Annotated in this window: 8 protein-coding genes; 6 read left to right on the top strand and 2 right to left on the bottom strand. The window is 42.7% G+C overall.

Annotated elements, in window-relative coordinates; all coding sequences use genetic code 11:
- Positions 1 to 66: 66 nt before the first annotated feature.
- Positions 67 to 981: a DMT family transporter gene (locus HGJ91_RS14755; protein ID WP_291348591.1), complete on the top strand. Its 915-nt coding sequence runs from the start codon at positions 67 to 69 to the stop codon at positions 979 to 981.
- A gap of 114 nt (positions 982 to 1,095) precedes the next feature.
- The gene (locus tag HGJ91_RS14760) at positions 1,096 to 2,817 is read left to right on the top strand and encodes a YgiQ family radical SAM protein (RefSeq protein ID WP_291348592.1); all 1,722 of its coding nucleotides are present in this window, start codon (positions 1,096 to 1,098) and stop codon (positions 2,815 to 2,817) included.
- A 25-nt stretch (positions 2,818 to 2,842) separates the two neighbouring features.
- On the opposite strand, the gene HGJ91_RS14765 is transcribed toward HGJ91_RS14760, so the two are convergent.
- Entirely contained in the window at positions 2,843 to 3,847 is a 1,005-nt protein-coding gene (locus tag HGJ91_RS14765; RefSeq protein WP_291348595.1) for an endonuclease/exonuclease/phosphatase family protein, read from the bottom strand.
- 181 nt (positions 3,848 to 4,028) lie between these two features.
- Here HGJ91_RS14765 and HGJ91_RS14770 point away from each other — a divergent pair, with 181 nt between their 5' ends.
- From HGJ91_RS14770 to HGJ91_RS14785, 4 genes are all read left to right on the top strand, one after another.
- A complete protein-coding gene (locus tag HGJ91_RS14770) occupies positions 4,029 to 6,101 on the top strand; it encodes an FAD-dependent oxidoreductase (protein WP_291348596.1) in 2,073 nt (690 codons plus the stop codon).
- On the top strand, positions 6,101 to 7,267 hold the full coding sequence (locus tag HGJ91_RS14775) for an FAD-binding oxidoreductase (RefSeq protein ID WP_291348597.1): 1,167 nt from the start codon (positions 6,101 to 6,103) through the stop codon (positions 7,265 to 7,267). The genes HGJ91_RS14770 and HGJ91_RS14775 overlap by 1 nt, the downstream gene beginning before the upstream one ends.
- A 20-nt stretch (positions 7,268 to 7,287) precedes the next feature.
- On the top strand, positions 7,288 to 8,007 hold the full coding sequence (locus tag HGJ91_RS14780) for a FadR/GntR family transcriptional regulator (protein ID WP_291348599.1): 720 nt from the start codon (positions 7,288 to 7,290) through the stop codon (positions 8,005 to 8,007).
- 89 nt (positions 8,008 to 8,096) lie between these two features.
- On the top strand, positions 8,097 to 9,425 hold the full coding sequence (locus tag HGJ91_RS14785) for a pyridoxal phosphate-dependent aminotransferase (RefSeq protein ID WP_291348601.1): 1,329 nt from the start codon (positions 8,097 to 8,099) through the stop codon (positions 9,423 to 9,425).
- Between the two features lie 22 nt (positions 9,426 to 9,447).
- Here HGJ91_RS14785 and HGJ91_RS14790 read toward each other — a convergent pair.
- Positions 9,448 to 11,202, bottom strand: a 1,755-nt coding sequence (locus HGJ91_RS14790) for a hypothetical protein (RefSeq protein ID WP_291348602.1), incomplete at its 5' end; no start/stop codon positions are given.

The raw sequence follows: 11,202 nt of genomic DNA on the forward strand, positions 1-11,202 counted from the left end.
CCTTGTAATTTCATCCCATATCATCTAACTATGAGTTTTTTTAATTTCAATCAAAAAAGGATTTTAATGCCCTGGACAGGTGAATTGATCGCCATTACCACTGTGTTTTGCTGGACCATCAGTATCCAGTTTTTCGAAGCTGCATCCAAAAGAGTGGGGGCAACTCCGGTCAATATTATCAGATTGACTGTCGCTTTAATTCTTTTCAGTCTTTTTTTATTTTTCAGGCATGGATATATCTTTCCTGTCCACTTTCCGGCCCATGCCTGGTTTTATCTTTCTCTTTCAGGAATCATCGGTTTTTTCATAGGAGATATTTTCCTTTTCAAGGCCCTTGTTGAAATAGGACCAAGGGTTACCATGCTGATCTTCAGCCTGTCTGCACCAACAGCAGCCCTAATCGGCTGGTCATTTTTGGATGAAGCTTATGTCCTCCACCAATGGGTGGGTATGTTTGTCACTCTTTTCGGTGTCGGGATTGTTATCCTTGAAAGAAATCAAAAAGCTTCCAATTCTTCAAGCCTGAAAATCAGGAACATCACGGTAAAGGGTATTTTGTTTGGATTCGGGGGAATGTTTGGTCAGGCACTGGGATATGTTTTAAGCAAAACCGGGATGCAGACAGAATCGGGATATCTGGATGCATTTGCTGCAACCCAGATCAGGGCGATTGCAGCTTTTGCCTGTTTTCTTGTTTTCTTTACTGTCACTGGAAAATGGGGAAATGTTAAAACTGCCGTAAAAGATACAACGGCTGTATTATTTACGGCCATTGGTTCAGCCATCGGACCGTTTTTAGGGGTATCTCTCTCCCTTATGGTATTGCATTATCTGACAACCGGAGTAGCCTCCACATTTCTCTCTCTTGTGCCTGTTTTTATTATTCCGTTTTCAATTCTTCTTCACAAAGAATATGTCTCCATCAGGGCGGTTGCCGGAGCTGTAATTGCCGTATTCGGCATTTATTTTCTCATGTCATAAACTATAATCAGTAAAAGCTGGCGGGATGCCGGGATTGTAATCCAGCGGCTTATCTTGTATGATGCCCCAGTTGAAAATCGGATATAAAAAACTTTAAGGATACCAGCGTCAACCATGTTTCTTCCCACAACACTGAAAGAGGTCAAACAGTTTAACTGGAAACAGCTTGATGTAATTCTTATCACAGGAGACGCCTATATTGATTCACCGTTTATAGGGGTTGCCATCATCGGCAAAATTCTTGTTGATAAAGGCTTTCGCGTGGGAATCATTGCCCAGCCGGACATGAACACCAATACAGATATTTCAAGGCTTGGAGAACCGGCTCTTTTCTGGGGCATCACAGGGGGGTGTGTGGATTCCATGGTGGCCAATTACACAGCCACCAAAAAACGAAGAAAAAAAGATGATTATACCCCGGGAGGTATAAATAATCGACGCCCGGACAGAGCTGTGATTGCCTATTCCAATCTTGTCAGAAAATATTTCAAAAAAACCAGACCCATTGTCCTGGGCGGAATTGAAGCAAGCCTGAGGCGGATAGCCCACTATGATTTCTGGTCAAATAAAATTCGAAGATCTATCCTCTTTGATGCAAAAGCTGACTATCTTTTGTTTGGCATGGCCCACGCATCCATCATAAAATTTGCAACAGCGCTCAGAGAAAACAAAAATCCAGATATTTTAAACGGCATTGCCTTTATTTCAAAGGAAAAAAAGGGGAAAGAACTGCCCTCCTTTGAAGCCGTTCAAAAAAACAGGGATGACTATATTAAAAGTTTTCATATATTTTATGAAAACAATGATCCCATAACCGCTCAAAGGCTTTGTCAACAACACAATGGCCGCTTTCTGGTGTTAAATCCGCCAGAACCCTATAGTACCACTAAAGAACTTGATCATATCCATTCCCTTGAATTTGAAAGAGATCTTCACCCGTTTTATAAAAAGTCTGGAACCGTCAGAGCGCTTTCAACCATACGATTTTCCATTCCCATCCATTACGGCTGCTATGGTGAGTGTAATTTTTGCGCCATCTCAATTCACCAGGGCCAGACTGTAAGGTTTCGAAGCGAAGACTCCATTATAAATGAAGCAAAAGCTATTTCAAACCTTAAAGACTTTAAAGGATATATCACGGATCTTGGGGGTCCCACTGCAAACATGTACGGGTTTGAATGTAAAAAGAAACTTAAAAAAGGGGCTTGCCAGGATAAGCGCTGTCTCTTTCCCGAGCCCTGCAAAAGTCTTGCCCCTGATCATTCAAAACATATGAGACTGATCAAGAAAATTGAAAAACTGCCTGGCATTAAAAAGGTCTTTATCAGCTCGGGCATCCGTTATGATCTAATATTAAATGATAAAAAAAACGGTCCTGCATACCTTGAAAAAATCGTAAAAGACAATGTTTCAGGTCAAATGAAAATAGCGCCGGAACATACTATGCCCCATGTTTTAAACTTAATGGGTAAACAGAATATTGACATGCTCTTACAATTTAAAAACAGATTTGATGTATTGAGTAAAAAAGCTGGGAAAAAACAATTTCTAACCTATTATTTAATTGCTGCCCACCCGGGGTGCAGTATGAAAGACATGAATGCTTTAAAACAATTTACCACTCAAAAGCTTAAGATGACACCTGAACAGGTTCAGATTTTTACCCCCTCCCCTTCAACCTATTCGACCCTGATGTATTATACCGGCTTAGATCCTTTTTCCATGACCCCCATATTTGTTGAAAAAAATCCAGTCGATAAAGAAAAACAAAAAAAAGCTGTCACGAAAAAACCACCACGACAGGGTTATAAGAAAAGGAAACCTTATGACCGATAATGCTTTTAAAACCTATTTGTAGAATTTATTTTAAACTGACTTCCAGTTTCACAGGATGATGATCCGAATGTTCAAAATCAAGATAAATGCCCTGGACCTGTTTGACTTCAATATTCGGTGACACCAGGAAAAAATCAATCACCGTTGTAAGGGTTGTCTTTTGATCATATGGGGCAACAAGACGTCTATTGGTTGGAATCTTCCTGTCATAGGCCCAATTCCATTCCGGAAGATAGTCTTTTTCAATATCCATACGATTTTCATTATCCATGGGGTTTAGTCGAAACTCAGGATTAAAGTTTGGCGGACACTGGTTCCAGTCTCCGCCTACAATCACATAATTGCCCTTTTCATATTCCTGAATTAAAAAATTCTTAAGGTAGGCCATCTGGTTGCTTCTTAAACTGCCGTCATCATAGGCTGAGTTGTGGGTATTAATTACCAGAAGCTCTTTTCCGGTTTCAAGCAAATATCTTGACACCAAAAAACACCGGTCCAGCATAAACAGCCCCTGGGGCCATGCATAGTTCCCCGGAAAAGAATGCCGGATAACTGAAACAGGTTCAAATCGGGCCAGTGTCTGCAAACCTGACAAAACAGAGCCCAGGGGATCGGTCGGCGGAACCGGCACAAAAAAGACATCATAATTCTTCCCAAAGCTTGAATGAAATTGGGGAAATAGCTTTTCTATTTTCAAATACCCGTCAACGGAATAACTTCGCTTGGATTTTTGATCCACTTCCTGAAATAAAAAAAAATCAATATCGTTTTGCCGGGCAATAAAGGTTTCAATAGCTGAAATATTTTCTTCCACGATTTGTCTGGTCGGTCTCACCTGTTTTCCGCCATCATAGAAAAAATCCATGTCCCGGCCCAAGCCCCCATAACCGATATTCCAGATCAAAAATTTGTAATTCTTTTGTATAGAAATTGCCTTGGCATCTTGTTTCTCAAATACCAAAGCCGTTGGATCAGGCCGATAGTCTGACAGAGTAGCATATCCGACAAGCCCCACGAAACCCAATACCAAAACACAAATAAGTCCGAAGATGATCTTGAATAATTTTTTCATACTGAAAGAATAAAGTGTTCAGTGTTGAGAGTCAATATTCAAAGTGATTTAAAAATTATCTGGTTTGAAAATATGATTGACAAACAATGTCGAATGGTTTAACCATTGGCATAGCGAAATTATATATTCAGGAGAAAAAATGACAGATAATAGAATTAACTCCCATCCGGTTTTGGATGTTCCAAAAAAAGAAATGGTCTCTTTTTATTGGAACAAATCAAAACTTGTGGGCAAAAAGAATGAGATGATCTCATCTGCACTTTTTGCAAACAATATAAAAATATTCGGTCATCACCATAAAGACGGTTCTGCCCAGGGAATATTCTGTGCCAACGGGCAATGCGCAAAATGCACGGTCATTGCCAACGGCATACCGGTAAAAGCCTGTATGACTGCCGTCAAAGAAAATATGATTGTTGAAAGGGTTGAAGGATTGCCCAAACTTCCTGATGTGGATGAAATGGCGCAAATCAGCAATATTGAACATACAGCCGTTGATGTGCTCATCATCGGCGGTGGGCCCGCAGGATTGTCCGCAGCCATTCAACTTGACGACCATAAGATCAACACCATCCTGGTAGACGATAAGGATGAACTTGGCGGAAAACTTGTCCTGCAGACTCATAAGTTTTTCGGTTCGCAAGAAGACTCCCATGCCGGCATGCGCGGCATGGATATCGGCCGCATGCTGGCCCGGAAAGTTGAAGAGGGCTCCCATATTGATGTATGGAAAAACAGCACGGCTCTCTATGTGTTTGATGACAAAAAAGTGGGCATCCTCAAAGATGGTGTCTATAAAATTGTCACCCCAAGAGCAATTTTAAATGCTGCCGGTGCCAGAGAAAAATTCTTACGGTTCAAAGGTAATTCATTGTCAGGGATATATGGCGCCGGTGCATTTCAAACCCTTGTAAACCGGGATCTTGTCAAACCCACGGAAAAACTCTTTATCATCGGCGGTGGCAATGTGGGCATTATTGCCGGATACCATGCATTACAGGCCGGTATAAACGTCGTGGGCCTTGCAGAAGCCCTTCCCGAATGCGGGGGATATAAAGTTCATGAGGACAAGCTCAAAAGGCTTGGCGTTCCCATATACACTTCCCATTCCATTGTATCGGCCAATGGGAAGGAATCGGTTTCTTCGGTCACCATTGCCGGAATCGATAAAAACTTCCAGGCTATTGAAGGCACCGAACAAACCTTTGAGTGTGACACCATACTGATTGCCGTGGGTCTTGAATCTGTTTCAGAATTCACTGAGGAAGCCCGATCCGCCGGCATCAAGGTGTTTGCAGCAGGCGATGCCTCTGAAATTGCTGAAGCATCATCCGCCATGTTCAATGGTAAAATTGCAGGCTTAAAAGTTGTTCAGCACTTTAAACCAGACACAAAAGAAATCCCTGAATCCTGGTATGAGAAAGCAGATATCCTCAAATCCCATCCCGGACCTGTTCAGGAACTTAAAACCCCAGGCGATGAAGACGGAATCTTCCCGGTGATTCACTGCAAGCAGGAAATTCCCTGCAACCCCTGCAGCACGGTTTGCGATGAAGGATCCATCCAGATGCAGGGAGATCCCATCAAAGGCCTGCCTAAATTTGACGGTGAGTGCAAAGGATGCATGAAATGCCTTACCATCTGCCCCGGACTTGCCATCACCCTGGTGGATTACAGGAAAGACAGGGACAACCCGGTGGTCTTTCTGCCCTATGAAATATCCAATTTTGAAGTCAAAAAAGGGGATGATATTGCCCTGGTTGATGTGGATGGGAATCCTCTGGGCGCCTACAAGGCTCTTGGGGCAAGAGAGACAAAAAACAGCGACCGGACCCGGATTGTAAGGGTCAGAGTGCCAAAGGATATTGCCAAAAAAGTGGTGGCATTTACTATCCAGGAAAAAGAAATTACCAAAAAACTGACCCAAAAAATCCCCCATGATCATATCCGGGACGATGAAGTGGTCTGCCTTTGTGAAAGGGTGACGGCAGGTCAGATCAGAGAACTTGTCCAAAAAGGCATTACAGATATGAACCAGATCAAGGCCATTTCAAGGGCCGGCATGGGACCCTGCGGGTATAAAACCTGTGAAAACCTGATGAAACAAATCTTTTGGGCCGAAAAGACAGCCCAGGAAGACATTGTCAACAATGTTCGGCGACCCCTGTATATTGAAGTTCCCCTAGGCAAATTTGCCAATGGAGGTCAATAATGAAAAATTACGATGTCATCATTATCGGTGCGGGTTCCGTTGGTGTTCCTGCTGCTTTGTCACTGGCTGAAAACAAGGTCAAGGTACTTGTCATTGATGCCCTTGCCTCCCCGGGTCAGGGGCAGAACAAAAAGGCCATCGGTGGGATCAGGGCCACCCATTCGGATAAAGGGAAAATTTTAACCAGTCAGAGAAGCATTGAAATATTTTCTACCTGGAAAGAGACCCATGGCGATGATATCGGCTGGATTCAAAACGGGTACAGTTTTCCTGCCTATACAGACGAGGACGCCAAAAAATTAAAGGATTTAATGAAAATCCAGAAGTCCTTTAACCTGGATATTGACTGGTTGACACCAAAAGAATATCTTAAAATCGTTCCCGGCATTAACAAAGAAAACCTGAAGGGCGCAACCTATTCGCCAAAAGACGGCAGTGCCTCCCCCCTTTTAGCCATTAATGCTTTTTATTTTAAAAGCCTTGAATATGGCGCCGAATATAAATTTAAAGAAAAAGTAAAAGCCATCACCATTTCAAGTGACACTGAAATAAAAATTAAAACCGACAAGGATGAATACACCGCCGAAAAAGTCATCAACGCCGCAGGCAATTATGCCCGGCAGATGGGACAGATGATCGGTCTTGATTTCCCTGTGGTACCGGACAGCCATGAAGGTGCTATCACAGAACCGGTTCAACGGTTTTTCGGACCCATGATTGTTGATTTAAGACCTTCCCAGGATCCGGCAACAGAAGATTCAGCTAATTTTTATTTCTACCAGAACAATGAAGGCCAGGTGATTTTCTGCCTGACGCCCAAGCATCTGATGAAAGGAACAGACAGTGAAGCCACATCTGTATTTCTCCCCCAGGTGGCCAAACGAATGGTGGCTCTCTTTCCAAAACTTGCCAATCTTAAAGTCAGAAGAACATGGAGAGGACAATACCCCATGACACCTGACGGGTTCCCCATTGTTGGAGAAACAAAAGAATTTCCTAATTTTATTAATGCCATCGGTATGTGCGGCCAGGGCTATATGTTAGGGCCGGGGCTTGGAGAATTACTAACAAGGATTGTGACTTGCGAATTGACACAGGATGATATAGATGTTTTAAAACATTTTAATTTATACAGAGATTTTTCTGGAATAGAACAATTTAAATAGGAGACCTGCGGGACGATTTAATGTTTAAAAAAGCAAAGCAGAGCAGAGTATTCCAGGATGTGGTTGAACAGATACAGGATGCCATTATAAACGGAAAGCTTTCGCCCGGCACAAAACTTCCGCCGGAACGGGAATTAAAAGACAGGTTCAACACCAGCCGCGGAACTTTAAGGGAAGCCTTAAGAGTGCTTGAGCAAAAAGGACTCATTGAAATCAAACTGGGCGTCTCAGGTGGGGCCATTGTCAAACGCATTGATGCCGAACCTGTTGTTGAGTCTCTGGCCCTTTTAATCCGTTCGGGGGGTGTCTCCCTTGAACACCTTGCAGAGTTTCGAATCAAAATCGAAGGCCGCCTGGTTGAGCTTGCTGCCACCCGTGCCACAAAAAAAGATGTCAAGAAGCTGGAAGCTCTTTTTAATCAGGCAAAAGCCTGTTATGAAAAAAATGACTGGGAAAATTTTCTTAAGATTGATGAAAAAGTGCATACCTATATCGGTACCATGACCCGGAACCCCGTGTTCCAGTTTGTGCAGAAAAGCGTCCATGACAATATTCACCGGTACTATGAAGAATACCTTCCCATGAACAAACAAAGAACCCTTGAAAACCTTACAGACTTTGAAAAGATCATTGATGCCATGAAAGTCAATGATGCAAAAGCAGCTTCTGCCATTATCATGGATCACGTCAAGCGGTTCAGCGACAAAATGCAGGAGAAAATAAACGGCAATTCCAAATAAGTCTGACTCTTGTTCGTTTCATGGTGCCGGATAGCAGACCTTACCCCCTTTATAAACTGTTTTTATAATTAGATTAAAAAAGAGACTACATGAAAACACCGCCCAAAAAAACTCCGATTGACCCTTCCATTGTCACGCAGGAAATAAAAAAAATGGGACTTAAATCCGTTGGCCTTGCCTCCATAAGGGAGCTGAACCGGATCGTGAATAATATTGAAGCCGCTGCCAATGAAAAATATATCCGCATGGAAATGGGCGTGCCGGGCTTTGATCCCCCAAAAATAGCCGTGGATGCGGAAATTAAAGCTTTAAAAAGAGGGGTGGGTTCCAAATATCCGCCCTTTGACGGTATCCCTGAATTAAAACTTGAAATCTCAAAGTTTGTCAAAAACTTCATTGATGTGGACATCAGTCTTGAATCCTGTTTCCCCACGGTGGGCTCCATGCAGGGATGCTATCTGGCCATGATGTGTACCACCCGCCGCATAAAAGGTAAAAACAAGATCCTCTTCATAGATCCGGGCTTTCCTGTCAATAAACGTCAGGCCAGTGTCATTGGTGTACCCTATGATAATTTTGACGTATATGAATTCAGGGGCGACAAGCTCAAACCAAAACTTGAATCCTATCTTAAAAAAGGCGACATTGCCTCCCTTATGTACTCCAATCCCAACAATCCTGCCTGGATCTGTTTTACCGATCAGGAGCTTCAGATCATTGGCGAACTGGCCACAAAATATGACTGCATTGTCATGGAAGACCTGGCCTATTTTGGCATGGATTTCAGGAAAGACTATTCCGTGCCCGGACAAGAACCCTTTATCCCGTCTGTTGCTAAATACACGAACAATTACATCCTGCTCATTTCAAGCTCCAAAGCCTTCTCCCTTGCAGGCCAGAGAATCGGTATGACCGCCATTCCTGATAAGCTTTTTAACTCTGAAGGAAATAACCTTGAACCTTATTTCGGCTCCAACAGCTTTGGCTATGCCTATATTTTCGGTGCCATGTATTCATTAAGCTCCGGTGTTTCCCACACCAACCAATGGGGGCTTACAGGTCTTTTAAAGGCGATCAACAACGGCGACTATAATTTTGTGGAAAGTGTAAAAGAGTATGGAGATCGGGCAAAAGTCATGAAAAAGCTTTTCACAAACAATGGCTTTCAGATTGTCTATGACATGGATGAGGGTGAAAAAATAGCCGACGGATTTTATTTTACCATTTCATACCCCGGGTTTAGTGGGATCGAACTGGTAGAAGAACTGCTCTATTACGGTATCAGTGCCATCTCTTTGACCACCACGGGAAGTGACAGACATGAAGGGTTGAGGGCATGTGTTTCCCTGACAGGGAAGGAGAGGTTCAAGGATCTTGAAAACAGATTGAAATCCTTTGAAAAGGATCATCCAAAATAAAGTGATTCTTCTGGCAGGACTTTTATCTTTCCCTGGTGAACTGACAAGACAGGACCCCGGCACAGCCATAACAGAGAATGGCAATCAGCATGACGACTTTAAACCCGAAAATGATGGCAAGAATCGTTGCCAGAAGAATACTGATAACGCTGAAAAATCCGTTAATCCCCCATGCCCAGGCCAGAGAAAACTCATCTTCTCTTTTTAAAAAATTCAAGGCGCAGGGAAAAGGAATTCCCATGAAAAACCCTAAAGGTGCAATCATCATCAGGGTGAGGACCACTTTTTGCCCAAGGGAAAAGGAAATGAAAAATGAAAAAATCGGATCCATGAAAATGAGATAAAACCCTGTCACAAAAATAATACATAAGCTTGAAAAAAAAATCCGTTTACTTTCAGGGAAAATCCGGGTTGAGAACAGGCTGCCGATACCGGAAAAAATAAGAAGTCCTGCAATAATGACGGAAAGAGAATACGACGGATGGCCCAAAAAAAGGATCATTTTCTGTATCATCGACATTTCAATGAAAAAATATCCTGCAGCAATAAGAGAGAAATAGGCAAAGATGGTTTTCTTCATCCGGGTTGCTTTGGGACCCGTTATCAGCAGGGGAAGGACAATAAAAACAAAACTTATGACCAGGACAGGCAAAAGGATGATCAGCAGAATAAGGTACCCCCATTCGGTGACAGGGATCTGGGATGGGCCGTAGGTTTTAATATATCTGATCACTGCGGGTTTAAAAAAATTATAAAAATAAGGCCGGTTATCTGTGGCAGCACGAATATCAAAGTCATAGGCCTCAATAAAGTCTTTTGAATCGTTGGAAAACAGTTTTTGCAATGCCTCATGATACACCGGCGTTTTAAGTTGAATAAACCGGTTCACCTGGTTTTCACTGATGCCCGGATAATACACCAGATCAAAAAGCCGTTCTTTGGCAAACGTCTTTGTTTTATCGATCATTTTTCCTGTGATGGGAGATTTGGAAACCAGCAGTGTCAGGGTCTGAAGCGACCGTATGGCGATCAGATGATTTTGAATATCATCCATTCCCATTTGCCGCAATGCTTCTATCACCATACTGAATATCTTAAGGTTGTCCCTTGCAGGGGTGACCACCCATCTGCTGATGGCAAGAAGGCCTTCGTCATTTAAATGCCCGACATAGTCTTTTATGGATTCAATCGTGTACAGGTAAGTCTCATTTAAGGCATAAACGCCTGATGCGGCAGTATTGTAGGCATCAATCATGGCAAGCTCGATAAGATCATATTTTTTTGAGGTCTGTTTTATAAAACTTCTGGCTTCCCGGTTATGGATGGTCACATTTTCCCTGGTGTAGATATGCCCGGAATAAGGCCCGAATTGATTTTTCATGAGAAAAATAACACGCGAGTCAACTTCAAGTGCTTCAATATATTTAAACCCGCTTAAAATTGATTTTAATATGGATTCTCCGCCGCCTGATCCAATAATCAACACACGCTTTCGCTTAGTTTTATCTATCACATGAAAAGGAAGATAGGGTGCCAGATGTTGAAGGTATCGTATATCGTTTTTTTTACCTTTAAAGGGGGTTATGGGACTCATTGAACTACCGTTAAAAAAAATCCCTTTCTGGACCGGCACCTGAAAGGGAGATATCAGGCTTAAGCCTGCGGTTGTGCGAAGTCCTTTTGCCTGGACCACCTGGACGACAGCCAGAGGCGAGTAAGCTTCATGAACAATTTGAGCGTCCGGCAGGTTTAAGGCCCCTGAAATGGCTTTGTATTG

The organism is Desulfobacula sp., from assembly GCF_014237455.1.
Taxonomy (GTDB): domain Bacteria; phylum Desulfobacterota; class Desulfobacteria; order Desulfobacterales; family Desulfobacteraceae; genus Desulfobacula.

Bases quoted from the DNA above. Each gene is read 5' to 3' on its own strand.
- HGJ91_RS14760 (WP_291348592.1), top strand. From the start codon at position 1,096: ATGTTTCTTCCCACAACACTGAAAGAGGTCAAACAGTTTAACTGGAAA.
- HGJ91_RS14785 (WP_291348601.1), top strand. From the start codon at position 8,097: ATGAAAACACCGCCCAAAAAAACTCCGATTGACCCTTCCATTGTCACG.
- HGJ91_RS14770 (WP_291348596.1), top strand. From the start codon at position 4,029: ATGACAGATAATAGAATTAACTCCCATCCGGTTTTGGATGTTCCAAAA.
- HGJ91_RS14780 (WP_291348599.1), top strand. From the start codon at position 7,288: ATGTTTAAAAAAGCAAAGCAGAGCAGAGTATTCCAGGATGTGGTTGAA.
- HGJ91_RS14755 (WP_291348591.1), top strand. From the start codon at position 67: ATGCCCTGGACAGGTGAATTGATCGCCATTACCACTGTGTTTTGCTGG.
- HGJ91_RS14775 (WP_291348597.1), top strand. From the start codon at position 6,101: ATGAAAAATTACGATGTCATCATTATCGGTGCGGGTTCCGTTGGTGTT.